Source organism: Streptomyces blattellae (assembly GCF_009709555.1).
Lineage (GTDB): Bacteria > Actinomycetota > Actinomycetes > Streptomycetales > Streptomycetaceae > Streptomyces > Streptomyces blattellae.
On record NZ_WJBG01000130.1, the window covers coordinates 1 to 17,439 of the forward strand.

Consider the following 17,439-nt stretch of genomic DNA (forward strand, 5'->3'; position numbering starts at 1 on the left):
CGCCGACACCCCCGGCCATGTGCAGTACACCCGCAACATGGTCACCGGCGCCTCCACCGCCGAACTGGCGATCATCCTGATCGACGCGCGCAACGGCGTCGTCGAGCAGACCCGCCGCCATGCCGCCGTGGCCGCCATGCTGCGCGTCCCGCACGTGGTCCTCGCCGTCAACAAGATGGACCTCGTCGGGTACGAGGAGACGGAGTTCGAGCGCATCGTCGAGGACTTCGCGGGCCACGCCGCCGAGCTGGGCCTGCCCGGCTTCACTCCGATCCCGGTCTCGGCGCTGGTCGGCGACAACGTGGTGGACCGCTCGGCGCACATGGACTGGTACCGGGGGCCGGCCCTGCTGGAGTTCCTGGAGCAGGTGCCCGTCGGGACCGACCCCGCCGACGCTCCGGCCCGCTTCCCCGTGCAGTACGTCATCCGGGACGGCGAAGCCCGCCACTACGCCGGGCAGTTGGTGTCGGGTTCGCTGAAGGTCGGTGACCGGGTCACCGTCCACCCCTCCGGTGAGACCTCGGAGATCACCGCCATCGACGTGCTCGGAGTCGATCACGAGGCGGCCCATGCGCCGCAGTCGATCAGCATCCGCCTGGCCGACCAGCGGGACGTCTCGCGCGGGGACATGATCACCGCCGGGGCCGATGTCCCGGCGCTCACGAAGGAGATGCGGGCGGACGCGTGCCATCTGGCCGACCGGCCGCTGCGGGTCGGCGACCGGGTCCTGGTCCGGCACACGACCCGGACCGTGAAGGGGATCGTCAAGGATCTCGGTGAGGCCGACGAGTTGAGCGCCAACGACCTGGGCCGCATCACCCTGCGTACCGCCGAGCCGCTCGCGCTCGACGACTACGCGGTGTCGCGGCGGACCGGCGCGTTCCTCCTGATCGACCCGGCGGACGGCGCGACGCTGACCGCGGGCATGGTCGAGCTGTAGCCCTGGTGTACGCCTGTGGGTGCGTTGCCCGGCGCGGCGCCGGGCACCGCACCCACACGTGCCGCCCAGCGGAAAGCCTGCCCGCGGGCTGAACTCCGCCGCCGTCAGGTCCCGAGTGTCAAGCGGGGCTTGGGGGCGTCCGTGCGTCCGGTCTGCGGACGGCGGCTGCCCGCGCGGTACGGTGCCGGCCAGACGACGCCGGGGCCGTCGTAGCCCTGTTCGGCCGCCGCGTGCAGCGTCCAGTGCGGGTCGTAGAGGTGCGGGCGGGCGAGCGCGCACAGGTCCGTGCGCCCGGCCAGAATCAGCGAGTTGACGTCGTCCCAGGAGGAGATCGCGCCGACGGCGATCACCGGGATGCCGGTCTCGTGGCGGATGCGGTCGGCGTACGGCGTCTGGTACGAGCGCCCGAACTCCGGCCGCTCCTCGGCGACCACCTGCCCGGTGGACACGTCGATCGCGTCGGCGCCGTGCGCGGCGAAGGCACGGGCGATCGCCACGGCCTCCTCGCCGCTGGTGCCGCCCTCGGCCCAGTCGGTGGCGGAGATCCGGACGGTCATGGGCCGTTCATCCGGCCACACTCCCCGCACAGCGTCGAAGACTTCCAGCGGGAAGCGGAGCCGTTTCGCGAGCGTGCCGCCGTAGGCGTCGGTGCGGTGGTTGGTCAGCGGGGAGAGGAAGCCGGAGAGCAAGTAGCCGTGGGCGCAGTGCAGTTCGAGAAGGTCGAAGCCGGCGCGGGCGGCCCGCCAGGCGGCGGCCGTGAACTGTTCGCGGATGTCCGTGAGTTGGGCGCGGGACAGCTCGCGGGGGGTTTGGCTCTCCGGTCTGTACGGCATCGGGGACGCGGCCACGAGCGGCCAGTTGCCGTCCTGAAGGGGCTCGTCCATGCCCTCCCACATCAGCTTGGTCGAGCCCTTGCGTCCGGAGTGGCCGAGTTGGACGCCGATCGCGGTGCCGGGTGCCCGGGCGTGCACGAACTCGGTGATCCGTTTCCAGGACTCGGCCTGCTTGCCGGTGTAGAGGCCGGCGCAGCCCGGGGTGATCCGGCCGTCGGCGCTCACGCACACCATCTCGGTCATCACCAGGGCGGCGCCGCCGAGCGCTCGTGCGCCCAGGTGGACGAGGTGGAAGTCACCGGGGACGCCGTCGACGGCCGAGTACATGTCCATCGGGGACACCACGACCCGGTTGCGCAGGGTCAGGCCGCGCAGCCGGAACGGGGTGAACATCGGGGGCGTGCCGGGCGGGCAGCCGAACGCGCGCTCCACGGAGCCGGTGAAACGGGCGTCGCGCAGCCGAAGGTTGTCGTGGGTGACCCGGCGGCTGCGGGTGAGGAGGTTGAAGGCGAACTGGCGGGGCGGCTGGTCGAGGTAGCGGGCGATGTCCTCGAACCACTCCAGGCTGGCGCGGGCGGCACGCTGGGTGGAGGCGACGACGGGGCGCCGCTCCTCCTCGTAGGCCTCCAACGCGCGTGCCGGCGAGGGCTGTTCCTCCAGACAGGCCGCCAGTGCCAGGGCGTCCTCGACGGCGAGCTTGGTGCCGGAGCCGATGGAGAAGTGGGCGGTGTGGGCGGCGTCGCCCAGCAGCACCACGTTCCGGTGCGACCAGCGTTCGTTGACCACCGTACGGAACCTGGTCCACGCCGACTTGTTGGACCTCAACGGCCGACCGCCGAGCGCTTCCGCGAAGATCTTGGCGCACCGTTCGACGGACTCCTGGTCGTCGAGGTCCGCGAAGCCTGCCGCTCGCCACACCTCCTCGCGCATCTCGACGATCACGGTGGAGGCGTCGGCCGCGTAGGGGTAGCCGTGCAGTTGCATCACGCCGTGTTCGGTTTCGGCGATCTCGAAGCGGAAGGCGTCGAAGGCGAAGTCCGTCGCCAGCCAGATGTAGCGGCAGTGGTGTGTGGCCATATGGGGGCGGAACACATGGGCGTAGGCCTCGCGAGTGGTGCTGTGCACTCCGTCGGCGGCGATGACGAGGTCGTATGTCTCGGCCAGCCAGGCCGGGTAGGGGGCTTCCGTGCGGAAGCGGAGGTCGATGCCGAGGCTGCGGCAGCGCTCGTGCAGGACTTCCAGGAGCCGTTTCCTGCCGAGGGCGGCGAAGCCGTGGCCTCCGGCGGTCTGGCGGGTGCCTCGGTGGACGATGTCGATGTCGTCCCAGCGGGTGAAGTCCTTTTGCAGGGCCTCGTAGACGACCGGGTCGGCGTGTTCGATGCCGCCGAGGGTTTCGTCGGAGAGGACTACGCCGAAGCCGAAGGTGTCGTCGGGGGCGTTGCGTTCCCAGAGGGTGACTTCGCGGTTCGGGTCGAGGCGTTTCAGCAACGCTGCCGCGTAGAGGCCGCCGGGGCCGCCGCCGACGATCGCCACACGGAGGGGGTGGCCGGTCTGTGTCGGCGGCTGCGGGTTCGTTGTGGCCGGCCGCGCCCACGCGGCGGTAGCCGCACGTTCGGTACGGCCCCGCGCCCCTGAGGTGGGCACAGTCACCGCCCCCTCCATTTGGGAGGGCGCTTCTCCGTGAACGCCGCATGGAACTCCGCGTAGTCGTCGCCGTTCATCAGCAGGGCCTGCGTCGATGCGTCCAGCTCTACCGACGCCGCCAGCGGCATGTCCAGCTCGGCTGTGAGGAGGGCCTTCGTCTGGGCGTGCGCCAGCGCCGGGCCCTCCGCCAGGCGGCGGGCCAGTGCCTGGGCCACCTCGTCCGCTCGGCCCTCGTCCGTCAGTTCGCTGATCAGGCCGATGCGCTCGGCCTCGGGGGCGCGTACCGGTTCGCCGAGCATCAGCAGGCGGGTGGCGTGGCCGAGGCCCACGACGCGGGGCAGCAGATACGCGGCGCCCATGTCGCCGCCGGACAGGCCCACCCGGGTGAAGAGGAAGGCGAAGCGGGCGCTGGGGTCGGCGACGCGGAAGTCCGCGGCCAGGGCGAGGACCGCGCCCGCCCCCGCCGCCACCCCGTGCACCGCCGCGATCACCGGGAACGGGCACTCCCGTACGGCGCGGACCACCTGCCCGGTCATCCGGTTGAAGTCGAGAAGCTCGGCGGTGTCCATGGCGAGGGTGGCCCCGATGATCTCGTCGACGTCGCCGCCGGAGCAGAAGCCGCGTCCCTCCCCGGCCAGCACCAGGGCGCGGACCGCCCGCTCACGGGACAGCTCGGCGAGCAGGTCGCGCAGGTCGGCGTAGGCGCCGAAGGTGAGGGCGTTGAGTTTCGCGGGGCGGGCGAGGGTGACGGTGGCGACGCCGTCGGTGAGCTCGACGCGCAGGTGCTGCCACTCGGAGGTGCGGGCGGCCGAGCCGGTGAAGGGACTCATGAGGTGGGGCCTCCTCGGGGGGCGACGTTGCCTCACGGGGCTCTGCCCTTCGAAGTTATCACCCATATGTGACTGTCGTCATGGGGGCGCGATAGAGGGGGTCGGCACCGTAGTTGTTACGGGTGACCGGCCTCTGTCACATCCGTCACGGCACGGCACGGATCGTCGATAACGCGGTAACGGCGGGAGCAGCCGCGGTGGGCGGGCCGTTGGGAGGGGTAAGCCGCTCGATACCGGGGCCGAAGGTCCCCTACGGCGCCCGTCGAGCTGCTCGGTCGGAGGGCGCCGTACCATCAGATGGTTGAAAGCAGGACAGCCTGCTCATGAACGGAACCGCCTTGTACGAACGCTCCCCATCCCACCCGCCGCCCGGCCACCACCCCTCATGGAGGCACTTCGTGCCGCCCCTTCCGTCGGCCTCCTGGCGCATCGCGCTGCCGCACACCGCCGCGGCGGTGCCCGTGGCCCGCGCACTGGTCCGTACGGCGCTGGCCGAGCTGGAGCACGGGGCCGACTCCGACACCGCGGAGCTGCTCACCGCCGAACTGGTGGCCAACGCCGTCGAGCACACCGCCGGGAGCGGTCCGATAGAGCTTGTCGTGGAGCTGCTGCCGAGCGGCTGCCAGGTCGAGGTGCACGACCCGGACCCGGCGCCGCCGGGCAACCTCACCCATCCCGCCGGCGGAGAGGCCGACCCCTGGCAGGAGCACGGGCGCGGCCTGCTCCTCATCCGTGCCCTCAGCTCGTCCTGCGGCCACCGCCCCACCGATTCCGGCAAGGCGGTGTGGTTCAGGCTGCCGACGATTCCGCCTCAGCGGCGTCCGGTCTGACCGACGCGCGTCAGGCGAGGGTGGCGACCATGACCGCCTTGATGGTGTGCAGCCGGTTCTCCGCCTCGTCGAAGACGACCGAGTGCGCCGACTCGAAGACCTCGTCCGTGACCTCCAGGGACTGAAGTCCGTGCCGCTCGTGGATCTCGCGGCCGACCTTGGTGCCGAGGTCGTGGAAGGCGGGCAGGCAGTGCAGGAACTTCACGTCCGGGTTGCCGGTGGCGTGCAGCACGTCCATGGTCACGGCGTACGGCGCGAGCGCGGCGATCCGCTCGTCCCAGACCTCCTTGGGCTCCCCCATGGACACCCAGACGTCGGTGGCGACGAAGTCGGCGCCGCGGACGCCCTCGTCCACGGACTCGGTGAGCGTGATCCGCGCCCCGCTGGTCTCGGCCAGCTTGCGGGCGTGGCCGACGATCTCCTCGGCGGGCCAGTAGGACCGGGGCGCGACGATCCGTACGTCCATGCCGAGCAGGGCGCCGGTGACCAGGTAGGAGTTGCCCATGTTGAAGCGGGCGTCGCCGAGGTAGGCGTAGGCGATCTCGTTGACCGGCTTGCCGCCGTGCTCGGTCATGGTGAGCACGTCGGCCAGCATCTGGGTGGGGTGCCAGTCGTCGGTGAGCCCGTTGTAGACGGGCACGCCCGCGTATGCCGCGAGTTCCTCGACGGCGGCCTGGCTGTCGCCCCGGTACTCGATCGCGTCGAACATCCGGCCGAGGACCCGGGCGGTGTCCTTCACCGACTCCTTGTGGCCCATCTGTGAGCCCGACGGGTCGAGGTACGTGGTCGAGGCACCCTGGTCGGCCGCCGCGACCTCGAACGCGCAGCGGGTGCGCGTCGAGGTCTTCTCGAAGATCAGCGCGATGTTCTTCCCGCTCAGGTACCGCGTCTCGGTCCCGGCCCGCTTGGCTGCCTTCAGCTCGGCGGACAGCGCGATCAGGGCGAGGAACTCCTCCTGGTCGAAGTCCAGCTCCTTGAGGAAGTGGCGGCCGGCGAGGGCGGTCGGGACTGTCGCCATGGGGCGCTCCAGAGGTGCGAGAACAGGACTTTTGGAAGTCTATACGAACATCGGCATTTCTATACGGCCCCCTGACGTGCGATCGCCGCTATACGCCCGCCCGCTCGACCGGACAGCTCATGCACCGCGGCCCGCCCCTCCCCCGCCCCAGCTCACTGCCCGGGATCTCGATCACCTCGATGCCCTGCTTGCGCAGATGCGTGTTGGTGGTGGCGTTCCGCTCATAGGCGACGACGACGCCCGGCTCGACGGCGAGCACGTTGCAGCCGTCGTCCCACTGCTCGCGCTCGGCCGCGTGCACGTCCTGGGTCGCGGTGAGGACGCGGATCTCGCTGAGGCCCAGCGCGGCGGCGATCGCGCGGTGCATGTGCTCCGGCGGATGGTCGGTGACCTTCAGCTCCTTCTCCGCGACGCCCGGCGCGATGGTGTACGAGCGGAGCATGCCCAGCCCCGCGTACTGGGTGAAGGTGTCGCCGTCGACCATCGTCATCACGGTGTCGAGGTGCATGAAAGCCCGCCGCTTGGGCATGTCGAGCGCCACGATCGTCTCGGCGGAGCCCGCGGCGAACAGCTTGTGGGCGAGCATCTCGACGGCCTGGGGGGTCGTCCGCTCGCTCATCCCGATGAGGACGGCACCGTTGCCGATCACCAGGACGTCGCCGCCCTCGATGGTGGACGGGTAGTCGGCCTGCCCCTCGGACCAGACGTGGAACGTTTCGTCACGGAACAGCGGATGGTGCCGGTAGATCGCCTCGAAGTGCACGGTCTCCCGTTGCCGGGCGGGCCATCTCATGGCGTTGACGGAGACGCCGTCGTAGATCCAGGCGGAGGTGTCCCGGGTGAAGAGGTGATTGGGGAGGGGGGCGAGGAGGAAGTCGTCGAGGTCCATGACGTGGAAGCGGACGGAGATCGGCTCCGGGTGGGCGTCGAGGAACTCGCGCTTGGTCATGCCGCCGACGAGGAGTTCGGCCAGCTCGTCGGACGGCAGTGACGCGAAGGCGGCCCGGAGGTGGTCGGTGGCGAGCACCCCGTACTCCTTCTCGTCGAAGACGCGGTCCAGGACGAGTGCACGGGCCGCCGGGACGGCCAGGGCCTCGGTGAGCAGATCGCCGAAGAGGTGGACGGCGACGCCGCGGTCGCGCAGCACATCGGCGAACCCGTCGTGCTCGGCGCGCGCCCGGCGCACCCAGAGCACGTCGTCGAAGAGGAGCGCGTCCTTGTTGCTGGGGGTGAGCCTTTTGAGTTCGAGATCCGGCCGGTGCAGGATGACGCGGCGCAGCCGCCCGGCCTCGGAGTCGACATGGAATCCCATGCATCCATCCTGACCACCGACGACCGGGTTCACCCACCGCTTGACCGTTTCCCGTCCAGGATTCGCTGGAGCAGGTGGATGAACTGATGCCGCTCGTCCGGGCTCAGCGCCGAGATCAGGCGTTCCCCGACACGGGGTGCCTGCAGACGCAGACCGTCCATCAACGCGCGGCCGCTCTCCGACAGCCACAGTCGTCTGCGGCGGCGGTCGTCCTCATGCACCCGCCGTTCCAGGTAGCCGCGCTCGACCAGGCGGGCCACGACATCGGTGCCGGTCGAGCGGTCCAGCCCGGAGTCGGAGACCGCGCGCCGCTGCTCCACTCCCGGCTCCCCGGCCACCACGGCGAGCAGTGCGTACTGCGGTGAAGTGATCCGGTCACCGAGTTCGTCGGTGAAGATACTCGCGTGCAGCGCCTGCACTCGCCGAATCAGGTGACCGGGTTCGCGACTGAGATCCCAGGGATCTACAGGTGGGCGACTCGTGGCACGACCTCCCTCGCGAACAGCTCCACTGTGGTCCGGGCCTCGTCGACGGGCAGGCTGTTGAAGTTCACCTGGAGCGACGCCTCCTCGAACATCCCGATCTCCTGCCGGTAGGCCGAGATCTGGTCGACGATTCGATCAGGAGTGCCCACCCAGATCGTGCCCGCCGCCAGTTGCGCGTCGAACGAGTCCTCGCGCAGCTTGGTGATCATTTTATCGTAGCCCGGATAGTCGTCCGACGTGGTGCCGGAGACCCACGCGCCCGCCGCGTCGGTGAGCGACTCCAGGTACGCGTTCACCGGGCCGCGGGCCGTCTCGACGGCCTGGTCGTGATCTTGCCTGCACAGCAGGTGGAAGGCCAGCATCACCCTGCCGTTTCCGGGGTGCCCGGCCGAACGCCGCGCGTCGCGATAGACGGCGATGAGGTCCCGCATCTTCCCGCCGCTCAGCGGGATCGCCATCAGGTGATGACCGCGGCGGCCCGCGTTGGCGAAGCTCTCCTCGCTGCTCAACGCCGCGGTCCACAGCGGCGGCGCCGGGGACTGGGTCGGGCGGGGAAGCGAGGTCGTCTCGGGGAACGAGTGGAACGCTCCCTCGAACGAGAAGTCGCGCTGCGTCAGCAGACCCGTGACGGCACTGACCCCTTCGTCGAACCGGGCCCGGCTTTCGTCCAGAGACCTGCCGAACCGTTCGAACTCGTGCGGCAGGAAGGCGCGCGCGAAACCGATCTCGACGCGCCCGCCGCTGATGGCGTCGACCATCGCGATCTCACCGGCGAGTTTCAGCGGGTGATTGAACACCGGCAGCACCGCGCCGGTGATGAGGCGAACCCGCCGGGTGCGCTGCGCTGCCGCGGCCAGGAACACGAGCGGGTTGGGCGAGTATCCGCCGTAGCGGTGGAAGTGGTGCTCCACCATGCGCACATGGGAGTAGCCGAGTTCGTCGGCCAGTTCTGCGAGCGCGAGCGTCTCACTGAAGTACTGCCGTGCCGGCTTCTGCTCGGGTGAGACATCGGGGAAGAAATTGAGGCCGAACTCCATGGCGGCTCTCCTTCGGAGCAATTGACCGTGTACGGTTGATACTGGCACGCCGGGCCGTGCTGGACAAGGGAGAGGCGCTAACCCACTAACGACTACCGGCACATCGCCGGTGGCCGTAACCACCAGCGCAGCCCTTGATCACAACCGCGGGTCCACCGGCTCCGACTCCAGCGCCAGCACCCCGAACACGGCCTCGTGCACCCGCCACAGCGGCTCGCCCTCCGCCAGCCGGTCCAGGGCCTCCAGGCCCAGCGCGTACTCGCGGACGGCGAGCGAGCGCTTGTGGTTGAGGAAGCGGGAGCGGAGGCGGGCGAGGTTCTCCGGGCGGGTGTACTCGGGACCGTAGATGATCCGCAGGTACTCACGACCGCGGCACTTGATGCCGGGCTGCACCAGCCGACCCCCTTCGCTGCGTACGACCGCGCCCACCGGCTTGACCACCATGCCCTCGCCGCCGCGGCCCGTCATCTCCAGCCACCAGTCGACGCCCGCCCGCACCGACTCGGGGTCGCCGGTGTCGACGTACAGCCGACGGGTGGTCTGGAGCAGGCCGGTGCCGTCGTGTTCGACGAGGCGGTCGAGCAGGGTGAGCTGCTCGTCGTGCGGCAGGCCCGCGAGGCTGCGGCCCTGTACGGCGAGGATCTGGAAGGGGGCCAGGCGGACGCCGGCGAGGCCGTCCGTGGTCCAGCAGTAACGGCGGTACGACTCGGTGAACGCGGCGGCGTCCGCGGCCCGTTCGCGCTGCCGCGCCAGCAGTTCCGTCACCTCCACGCCCCGCGCCGCCGCACCCTCCAGCGCGGCGAGCGCACCCGGGAACACCGCCCCGGACGCGGCTCCCACGGCCGCGTACTGCGACCGCAGCAGCCCGGACGCCTTCAGCGACCATGGCATCAACTCGGCGTCGAGCAGCAGCCAGTCCGTCTCCAGCTCGTCCCAGAGGCCCGCCGCGCCGACCGCCGTCCGCAGCCGGTCGAGGATCTCCTCCGTGACCGATGCGTCGTCGAAGAACGGCCGTCCGGTACGGGTGTAGAGGGACCCCGTAGGCCCTCCCCCACTCTCGGCTGCGCTCGAGCGGGAGGTGCCCCCATCCCCGAACCGCTTCCGCGCCGCCTCCGCGTCCCGGCACACCAGCGCCACCGCGCGCGACCCCATGTGCTTCTCCTCGCACACGACCCGCTCGACGCCGTCCTCCCGGTACTGCCCGAAGGCCTCGGCCGGGTGCTCCAGGTAGCCGTCGATGTGCGACGTGGCCGTCGGTGCCATGGTCGGCGGCAGGTACGGCAGCAGCCGCGGGTCGACGGCGAAGCGGCTCATGACCTCCAGGGCCGCGGCCGCGTTCTCCTCGCGGACCGCGATACGGCCCTGGTGCCGGGTCTCGACCACCCTGCGCCCGTGCACGTCGGCCAGGTCCAGCGGCCGCCCGTCGTGCCCGCCGGGCGCCTCGGTCCGCAACGGCTTGACCGGCTCGTACCAGACCCGCTCGGCCGGTACGTCGACCAGTTCCCGCTCCGGCCAGCGCAGCGCGGTCAGCTTGCCGCCGAAGACGGCGCCGGTGTCGAGGCAGATGGTGTTGTTGAGCCAGGTGGCCTCCGGGACCGGCGTGTGGCCGTACACCACCGCGGCCCGGCCCCGGTACTCCTCCGCCCACGGGTAGCGCACCGGCAGCCCGAACTCGTCCGTCTCGCCGGTGGTGTCGCCGTACAGCGCGTGCGAGCGCACCCGTCCGGAGGTACGGCCGTGGTACTTCTCGGGCAGTCCGGCGTGGCAGACGACCAGCCGGCCGCCGTCGAGGACGTAGTGGCTGACGAGCCCGTCGATGAACTCCCTCACCTGGGTGCGGAACTCCTCGGTCTCCCCCGCCATCTGCTCGATCGTCTCGGCCAGGCCGTGGGTGTGCTGGACCCTGCGGCCCTTGAGGTGACGGCCGTACTTGTTCTCGTGGTTGCCCGGCACGCACAGTGCGTTCCCGGAGCCGGCCATCGACATCACGCGGCGCAGCACACCCGGGCTGTCCGGGCCGCGGTCGACGAGGTCGCCGACGAAGACAGCCGTACGGCCGTCGGGGTGGACGCCGTCGACGTACCCCAGCTTGCCGAGCAGGGACTCCAGTTCGGATGCGCAGCCGTGGATGTCGCCGATGATGTCGAAGGGGCCGGTGAGGTGGGCCAGGTCGTTGAACCGCTTCTCGGTGAGGACCGAGGCACCCTCGATCTCCTCGACGCCCCTGAGGATGTGCACCTTGCGGAAGCCCTCGCGCTCCAAGTGCCGCAGTGAACGGCGCAGTTCGCGGGTGTGGCGCTGGATGACCCGGCGCGGCATGTCGGCGCGGTCGCTGCGGGCGGCGTTCCGCTCGGCGCAGACCTCCTCGGGCACGTCGAGCACGATGGCTGTCGGCAGCACGTCGTACTGCCGGGCCAGCTCGACCAGTTGGCGCCGGGCGTCCGACTGCACGCTGGTCGCGTCGACGACCGTACGACGGCCTGCCGCGAGGCGCTTGCCCGCGATGTAGTGCAGGACGTCGAAGGCGTCGCGGGTGGCGGACTGGTCGTTCTCGTCGTCGGAGACCAGGCCGCGGCAGAAGTCGGAGGAGATGACCTCGGTCGGCTTGAAGTGACGGCGGGCGAAGGTGGACTTGCCGGAGCCGGAGGCGCCGATCAGCACCACGAGGGAGAGGTCGGTGACGGACAGGGTGCGCCCGGTGCGGGTCTCGGTCATGCGGCCGTCGCCTCCTTCACGGTCCTCATGCTGAATACGGCCATCTGGGTGGGCGGACCCACCTCGGGGTCATCGGGTCCCACGGGTACGAACTCCACGTCGTAGCCGTACCGTTCGGCGACGGCGCAGGCCCAGGTCCCGAACTCCTCCCGCGTCCACTCGAAGCGGTGGTCGCCGTGCCGGACGTGGCCGGCCGGGAGGGACTCCCAGCGGACGTTGTACTCGACGTTCGGGGTGGTCACGAGGACCGTCCGGGGGCGGGCCGAGCCGAACACCGCGTACTCCAGGGCGGGCAGCCGAGGCAGGTCGAGGTGCTCGATGACCTCGCAGAGCACGGCGGCGTCGTAGCCCTTGAGGCGGTTGTCGGTGTAGGCGAGCGAGCCCTGGAAGAGCTTGACGCGCGAGGCCTGGCGCTCGCCCATGCGGTCCAGCTTGAGCCGCCGGGAGGCGATGGTGAGCGCCCGCATGGACACATCGACGCCCACGATCTCGGTGAACCGCGGGTCCTTGAGCAGCGCCTGCACCAACTGGCCCTGTCCGCAGCCGAGATCGAGGACACGGGCGGCTCCGGACGTGCCGAGGGCCGCGATGACGGCGTCCCGTCGCTGCACGGCCAGCGGGGCCGGCCGCTCCTTCGTCTCGGTCTCAGCCTCCACCGCGTTGTCGATCTCCTCCACCGCGTTGTCGATCTCCTCCACCGCGGTGTCGTCCGCCTCCGCCAGCCGCACCAGCTCCAGCCGCTCGATCGCCTGCCGGGTCAGAGACCAGCGCCGCGACAGATACCGGCTGGTGATCAGCTTCTGCTCCGGGTGCGCGGGCAGCCAGCCCTCACCGGCCCGCAGCAGCTTGTCGACCTCGTCGGAGGACACCCAGTAGTGCTTGGCATCGTCGAGGACGGGCAGCAGGACGTACAGGTGGCGCAGCGCCTCGGCGAGCGTGCGCCCGGAGGACTCCAGCACGAGACGGACGTACCGCGAGTCACCCCATTCCGGGAACTCTGCGTCCAGCGCCACCGGTTCGACGGTGACCGTCCACCCCAGCGGCTCGAAGAGACGTCGTACCAGCTCCGGGCCGCCGCGGGCCGGCAGCACGGGCACCTCGATGCGCAACGGGCGTGGCTGCCCGGGGAGTTCGGGCCGTGCGGTGCAGGTGCCCTTCATCGCGCTGGAGAACACGCTGCTCAGCGCCACGGCGAGCAGTGAGGAGGCGGCGTACGGGCGGTCGTTCACATACTGCGCGAGCGTCGCGTCGGGTGCTCCGCCCCGCCCCTTGCCCTTGCCGCGCCGGGCCAGCGCCACCGCGTCGACCTCCAGCAACAGCGCCGCCGTGCAGCGCTCGGCGTCCGCCTCGGGATAGAGGACGTGCGCCGTGCCGTGGGACGTGGAAAACGCCTGCGCGTTCCCGGGATGCTTGTGCAGCAGGAAGCCGAGGTCGGTGGCGGGGCGTTCTGGGGTGCCGGTGGTACTGATCGTCAGGAACACGGTGGGTAACCTCGAAGGGCCGTCTGAACTGGGGATACTTCGTCTCAGCGCGCCCCCACAACGTACCGCGGACGCCCCCGGGAACCCTCAGGGTTTTCCAGCGGAGCCTTCACCCCGCCTCCCTCTCGGGTAAGGCCTGCCCCAAGTCCCGGTCCGTCAGCCGTCGCAGCATCTCCAGCACGCGGTCGCGGGACTCGTCGGCCGCGTCGATCGCCTCCATGCACTGCCAGTACGTGGATTCGTCGTCCGCGGAGGAGGCGATGCCGACGAGGGCGATGCCCACCTCGCCGAGGAGACTGCCGAGGTACATCAGGGCCTGCCGGGCGTCGCCCAGTTCGGTGAGCTGGGCGGCGCGCAGGTCCTTGTCAGGGACGTCGGGGCGGTCCAGGACGCCGCATCCTCTGCCCGCGAGTTCGGTCAACCCCAGTGCCTCACCCCGCAGTTCGGGTGGGCCGGAGACGGCGAGGCGGCTGCCTATCGCCTGGGCGAGGGCCTGGGCCTGCCACGCTTCCGCCATGGTCTGTGGCGCCTCGCCGCTCCCCGCGATCTCGCGCCTGCTCGCCACGATGAGCCGCACCGCGTCCATGCGCTGCCCCCGTCCGTCCCGACGCGCTCGTCGCGCGTTCACCCGAACTCCGGTGTCCACTACCCAGAGTGAGGGTGGACGGGACGAAAAGCCAGAGGAAGACGGAAATCTTCGGACAACAAATCGGAATCGGGCGGGATTTTGACTACGTAGAGTGAAAATGGAGCGGTCAAGTCCCTCCGGTATCCTCGTCGCTCCGCTCCCCCGTCACCGGAAATCTCCGCTCGTTCCGGTCGATCTTCGCCTCCAGCGCGGCCAGCGGGTCGATACCGAGGACCTCGCAGAGCTGAAGCAGATAGGCGAGCACATCGGCGACCTCGTCGGTGACACGGTGCGCGGTGCCGGGGTCGTCCATGACGCGGGCCGACTCGTCGGGCGTCAGCCACTGGAAGATCTCGACGAGTTCGGCGGCCTCCACGCTGAGCGCGGCGACGAGGTTCTTGGGAGTGTGGTACGGCTGCCAGTTCCGCGCGGCGGCGAACTCGGCCAGCCTGTGCTGCAGTTTCGCCAGGTCCAGGTCGTCAGTCACGCGTCAAGGTGTACCACCGTGACGCCGTCCGCCCCCGTCGCCCAGGAGGCGTCGCTCACCGCGCCGACGAGGCGGATGTGCCCGCGTTCGCACATCCGCGCCGCCAGCCGCAGCAGCCCCGCGCGCTGCCGCGGGTCCAGGGCGTGATCGAGTCCGTCGGCGAGGACGGTGAGCGTCTGCATCGCCGCGGGCACCTCTCCGGCCGGGTCGACCTCCAGGACGCCGGGCCCGGTGAGCAGGACCAGCGTCAGGGCGAGGTGCCTCAACTCGCCGTCGCCGAGCCGTTCGAGGGCGGTGCGCAGGCCGTCGCCCCGGTCGAGTACGGCGCGGACCGTGCCGTCGCCGACGGGTTCGGCGAGGACGTCCGCGACGGGTCCGGCGCATCCGGCGCGCACCGCCACGACGAGTTGCGCGTGCCGCCGGCCGCACTCGGTGCGGGTGCGCCACAGGACGTCGGCGAGGTTGTCGCAGCCGCGGAGGAGCCGGCCGGAGCCGAGCGGCACGGGCAGGCGCATACGGTCGGGCCGCGGGTCGCAGGCGAAGACGGAGCGCAGGGCGACGACCATCTGCTCGGCGGCGGCGAGGACGCGGCGCTGCCCGTCCGTCTTCCCGGCCACGCGCAGCGGCAGCAGCGCGGTGCCGAGCCGGTCGTCCGGCAGCGGGGCGCGGGTGACGGGCGCCGATCCGGCGGTGTGCCAGGCGGCCTGTACGGCACGGCGTCCGGGGTCGCGCAGGGCGGTCTCCAGCAGGACGAGCCCCTCGGCGCTCAACCGCTCGCCGACGATGCGCAGTTCGGGCTCGGCCTGGACGGCGACGTCGAGCCGGACCGGGCCCTCGGGTCCGTCGGCCGTGCAGCCGATGCGGAAGCCGCGGCGGTGCTGTGCGTCGGGCCGGGCGCGCTCGGGCACGCAGGTGACCGGATCGGGGAACACCTCACCGAGTTCGGCCCCTCCGCCGAGCCGCGCGAGTGCCTCGTACGCCCTGAGCGCGCTCGTCTTCCCGCAGCCGCTGCGACCGGCGAACAGGGTGAGCGGCCCGAGCGGAAACCCGGCCCGCCGGTGCCCGGCGAACGCCGACAGCCGTAACTCGGTGAGACAGGGCCGGTCGGGCCGGTTCCCGGCGGTCGCGGGCGCGCAAGGGGTCGGGGACGAGGGGGACTCCGAAGATTTGGGAGTCCCCGGTGACGCGGACGACGCGGGCGATGGGGACGCGGACGAGGCGGATGACGCGGATGACGCGGATGACGCGGATGACGCGGGCATATCCGGACCGTAGGACTCCGTCCGGCAGCCGAACCGTTACGCCCGGCTCGGCTTCCTACGATCGGGGGACCGGCGCGGCCACAGGGACCGCCGCGGCCTCAGGGGCCGGCCACGCCTTCCATCAGCCCGCTCACCTCGGTGCCCGGCGGTGTCAGCAGGAACACATTGCGGTCGACGCGGTGCATCCCGCTCGCCAGGCCGAAGACCACGCCGGTGCTGAAGTCCAGGACGCGCTTGGCGACTTCGGTCTCCGCGCCGGTCAGGTCGAGCAGCACCGGGACGCCCGCCATCAGCGTCTCCGCGACCTCGCGGGCGTCGCCGAAGACACTGACCCGGAGGACGACGAACCGGCGGCGCGGTTCGGTGTGCGCGTCCGGCAGCGCACGGTGGTCCACCGCGGACGGCCAGGCGTCCCTGCCCCGCAGCGGTACGACCTGGGCGAGCCCCTCCCACTGTTCATCGGTGACGTCGTGACCGTTCACCGGCTTCCCCCCGAACTGACTCGCCTTCAATGCCTGCACCGGCCAATTCTTACGCCACGCCACCCGTTCGGCCCAACCGCGACACGGCCCGCGCCCGGCACATGACGAGCGTCACCCTTGCTCGAATCCTGCCGGTTCGCCACCTTCTCGCCGTGCTCGCGCGCACTTCATGTGCTTGGGGGAGCGGCCAGCCGCAACGAACCCGCAGCCGACGCACCGGCCCCCAGCGGAGCGCTTACGCGGCGCGGACGAAGCGGAGCGTGGCGGAGACGGTGGCGAGACCGCGGATCATGCCCAGTTGGTTCCAGGTCATGCCGAACTGCCCCCGGTCTATGGAGAATTCCGCGTCCAGGGTGAGCGAATCCGCGTCCGAGCCGATCAGGCGCGCGGTGAAGGAAAGGGGCCGGCTGACGCCGCGCACGGTCAACTGACCGACGACGTGGACCTTGTCGCCGTCGCGGAGTTCGGCGCTGCGGACCGCCAAGGTGATCTCGGGGTGGTGGTCGGCGTCGAAGAAGTGGGCGGATCGCAGGTGGGTGTCGCGCCTGGCGTGGCCGGTGTCCAGGGAGGCGGCGCCCAGGGTGACGGTGCCGACGGCGGACCCGTCGGGGCGCACCTCACCCTGACCGGTGACGGCACCGAAGGTGCCCTTCACGGTGACCATGCCCCACATCGTCTTGTGCTGGAGGGCGACGCTGGATGCGGTGGTGTCCAGTGGCCACAGTCCGGTTTCCACGGCGACGGTCATGATCGCTCCCTGCTTCCCTGACATATTCCTGATGCTTTGGCATATTCCTGGTGCTTCAAATTTGGATGACCTCACGCTAACCGACTATCCAAATCTGAACAAGTGGCTGGTCCAAAAATGGACAACCGGTACACTCGAATCCATGGCCGACTCCGACGCACACCCCGGCGACCTGCCCGAATGCCCCGCTGCGCAGGGTGGCGGACTGCTGCCCGCGGAGCTGCGTGCCTGGATGGTGCTGCTGGCTGCGACGGGGGCCGTCGAGCAGCGGCTGCGGACCGTGGTCAAGGAGAGCCTGGACGTCTCCCACGACGAGTTCCTGGTCCTGTGCCTGCTGGCCGAGCAGCCTGAGACGGGTCTGCGCATGACCCGGATCGCCGAACTCCTGGGCCGACCCAAAACCCGGCTGACCTACCAGATCGCCTGCCTCCAGCACGCGGGCCTGGTCTCCCGCAGCTCGGTCTGCGGCGACCGGCGGGGCATCGAGGTAGCCCTCACGGAGAAGGCCCGCCGCCTGCTGTCGGAGGCCTCCGGCGCCCTCGCCGAAACGGTCAAGGAGGCTCTCGCCCAGTTCATGGGGGCCGCCCAGCGGGAGGCGATGTGCGGACTGGTACCCGACCTGGTCGAGGAGCCGAAGGGGCGCTGACCTCCTGGTTGTCCCGCTGAGCCCGGGGTACCCGGCTGCCGACCGCAGTCGAAGGAGCGCT

At 70.8% G+C, this 17,439-nt stretch carries 16 protein-coding genes; 3 read left to right on the forward strand and 13 right to left on the reverse strand.

What is annotated here, in order from left to right; all coding sequences use genetic code 11:
- On the forward strand, positions 1-940 hold a 940-nt coding region (cysN, locus tag GFH49_RS12760), incomplete at its 5' end, for a sulfate adenylyltransferase subunit CysN (protein WP_155055971.1).
- A gap of 104 nt (positions 941-1,044) precedes the next feature.
- Here cysN and GFH49_RS12765 read toward each other — a convergent pair.
- Both GFH49_RS12765 and GFH49_RS12770 read right to left on the reverse strand, forming a co-directional pair.
- Entirely contained in the window at positions 1,045-3,435 is a 2,391-nt protein-coding gene (locus GFH49_RS12765; protein ID WP_155055972.1) for a bifunctional salicylyl-CoA 5-hydroxylase/oxidoreductase, read from the reverse strand.
- On the reverse strand, positions 3,420-4,247 hold the full coding sequence (locus GFH49_RS12770) for an enoyl-CoA hydratase family protein (RefSeq protein WP_155055973.1): 828 nt from the start codon (positions 4,245-4,247) through the stop codon (positions 3,420-3,422). Before GFH49_RS12770 ends, GFH49_RS12765 begins: the two co-directional genes overlap by 16 nt.
- A 323-nt stretch (positions 4,248-4,570) precedes the next feature.
- On the opposite strand from GFH49_RS12770, the gene GFH49_RS12775 reads away from it, so the two are divergent.
- The gene (locus GFH49_RS12775) at positions 4,571-5,077 is read left to right on the forward strand and encodes an ATP-binding protein (RefSeq protein WP_230396263.1); all 507 of its coding nucleotides are present in this window, start codon (positions 4,571-4,573) and stop codon (positions 5,075-5,077) included.
- 10 nt (positions 5,078-5,087) lie between these two features.
- Here the strand turns inward: GFH49_RS12775 and argF are convergent, their stop codons facing one another.
- The 11 genes from argF to GFH49_RS12830 all read right to left on the reverse strand — a co-directional run bounded on the left by argF (position 5,088) and on the right by GFH49_RS12830 (position 16,732).
- Positions 5,088-6,095, reverse strand: a complete 1,008-nt coding sequence (argF, locus tag GFH49_RS12780; RefSeq protein ID WP_155055975.1) for an ornithine carbamoyltransferase — start codon at positions 6,093-6,095, stop codon at positions 5,088-5,090.
- An 88-nt stretch (positions 6,096-6,183) separates the two neighbouring features.
- Positions 6,184-7,407, reverse strand: coding sequence for an arginine deiminase (locus GFH49_RS12785; protein WP_155055976.1), 1,224 nt, complete (start codon positions 7,405-7,407; stop codon positions 6,184-6,186).
- Positions 7,408-7,436: 29 nt separating this feature from the next.
- Positions 7,437-7,826 (reverse strand): MarR family winged helix-turn-helix transcriptional regulator, encoded by a 390-nt coding sequence (locus GFH49_RS12790; protein ID WP_196217961.1) that lies wholly within the window; start codon positions 7,824-7,826, stop codon positions 7,437-7,439.
- A gap of 44 nt (positions 7,827-7,870) precedes the next feature.
- Positions 7,871-8,929, reverse strand: coding sequence for an LLM class flavin-dependent oxidoreductase (locus GFH49_RS12795; protein WP_155055978.1), 1,059 nt, complete (start codon positions 8,927-8,929; stop codon positions 7,871-7,873).
- A 138-nt stretch (positions 8,930-9,067) separates the two neighbouring features.
- Entirely contained in the window at positions 9,068-11,644 is a 2,577-nt protein-coding gene (locus GFH49_RS12800; RefSeq protein WP_155055979.1) for a polynucleotide kinase-phosphatase, read from the reverse strand.
- Positions 11,641-13,125: a 3' terminal RNA ribose 2'-O-methyltransferase Hen1 gene (locus GFH49_RS12805; RefSeq protein WP_155055980.1), complete on the reverse strand. Its 1,485-nt coding sequence runs from the start codon at positions 13,123-13,125 to the stop codon at positions 11,641-11,643. The genes GFH49_RS12800 and GFH49_RS12805 overlap by 4 nt, the downstream gene beginning before the upstream one ends.
- Before the next feature lie 109 nt (positions 13,126-13,234).
- Positions 13,235-13,711, reverse strand: coding sequence for a DUF6099 family protein (locus GFH49_RS12810; protein ID WP_155056090.1), 477 nt, complete (start codon positions 13,709-13,711; stop codon positions 13,235-13,237).
- A 169-nt stretch (positions 13,712-13,880) separates the two neighbouring features.
- Positions 13,881-14,240, reverse strand: coding sequence for a nucleotide pyrophosphohydrolase (locus GFH49_RS12815; protein ID WP_155055981.1), 360 nt, complete (start codon positions 14,238-14,240; stop codon positions 13,881-13,883).
- The gene (locus tag GFH49_RS12820) at positions 14,237-15,502 is read right to left on the reverse strand and encodes an AAA family ATPase (protein WP_155055982.1); all 1,266 of its coding nucleotides are present in this window, start codon (positions 15,500-15,502) and stop codon (positions 14,237-14,239) included. Before GFH49_RS12820 ends, GFH49_RS12815 begins: the two co-directional genes overlap by 4 nt.
- A 98-nt stretch (positions 15,503-15,600) precedes the next feature.
- The gene (locus tag GFH49_RS12825; protein ID WP_196217969.1) at positions 15,601-15,984 is read right to left on the reverse strand and encodes a cell division protein SepF; all 384 of its coding nucleotides are present in this window, start codon (positions 15,982-15,984) and stop codon (positions 15,601-15,603) included.
- 235 nt (positions 15,985-16,219) lie between these two features.
- On the reverse strand, positions 16,220-16,732 hold the full coding sequence (locus GFH49_RS12830; RefSeq protein ID WP_155055983.1) for a YceI family protein: 513 nt from the start codon (positions 16,730-16,732) through the stop codon (positions 16,220-16,222).
- A 142-nt stretch (positions 16,733-16,874) separates the two neighbouring features.
- On the opposite strand from GFH49_RS12830, the gene GFH49_RS12835 reads away from it, so the two are divergent.
- Positions 16,875-17,378 carry a MarR family winged helix-turn-helix transcriptional regulator gene (locus GFH49_RS12835; RefSeq protein ID WP_155055984.1) on the forward strand — a complete coding sequence of 168 codons (504 nt, stop codon included), beginning with the start codon at positions 16,875-16,877 and terminating at the stop codon, positions 17,376-17,378.
- The last annotated feature ends 61 nt before the right edge of the window (positions 17,379-17,439 follow it).

Excerpts from the sequence above, each read along its gene's own strand:
- GFH49_RS12835 (WP_155055984.1), top strand. The coding sequence starts at position 16,875 with ATGGCCGACTCCGACGCACACCCCGGCGACCTGCCCGAATGCCCCGCT.
- GFH49_RS12830 (WP_155055983.1), bottom strand. The coding sequence starts at position 16,732 with ATGACCGTCGCCGTGGAAACCGGACTGTGGCCACTGGACACCACCGCA.
- GFH49_RS12795 (WP_155055978.1), bottom strand. The coding sequence starts at position 8,929 with ATGGAGTTCGGCCTCAATTTCTTCCCCGATGTCTCACCCGAGCAGAAG.
- GFH49_RS12770 (WP_155055973.1), bottom strand. The coding sequence starts at position 4,247 with ATGAGTCCCTTCACCGGCTCGGCCGCCCGCACCTCCGAGTGGCAGCAC.
- GFH49_RS12820 (WP_155055982.1), bottom strand. The coding sequence starts at position 15,502 with ATGCCCGCGTCATCCGCGTCATCCGCGTCATCCGCGTCATCCGCCTCG.
- GFH49_RS12775 (WP_230396263.1), top strand. The coding sequence starts at position 4,571 with ATGAACGGAACCGCCTTGTACGAACGCTCCCCATCCCACCCGCCGCCC.
- GFH49_RS12810 (WP_155056090.1), bottom strand. The coding sequence starts at position 13,711 with ATGGACGCGGTGCGGCTCATCGTGGCGAGCAGGCGCGAGATCGCGGGG.
- GFH49_RS12765 (WP_155055972.1), bottom strand. The coding sequence starts at position 3,435 with ATGGAGGGGGCGGTGACTGTGCCCACCTCAGGGGCGCGGGGCCGTACC.
- GFH49_RS12785 (WP_155055976.1), bottom strand. The coding sequence starts at position 7,407 with ATGGGATTCCATGTCGACTCCGAGGCCGGGCGGCTGCGCCGCGTCATC.
- argF (WP_155055975.1), bottom strand. The coding sequence starts at position 6,095 with ATGGCGACAGTCCCGACCGCCCTCGCCGGCCGCCACTTCCTCAAGGAG.
- GFH49_RS12800 (WP_155055979.1), bottom strand. The coding sequence starts at position 11,644 with ATGACCGAGACCCGCACCGGGCGCACCCTGTCCGTCACCGACCTCTCC.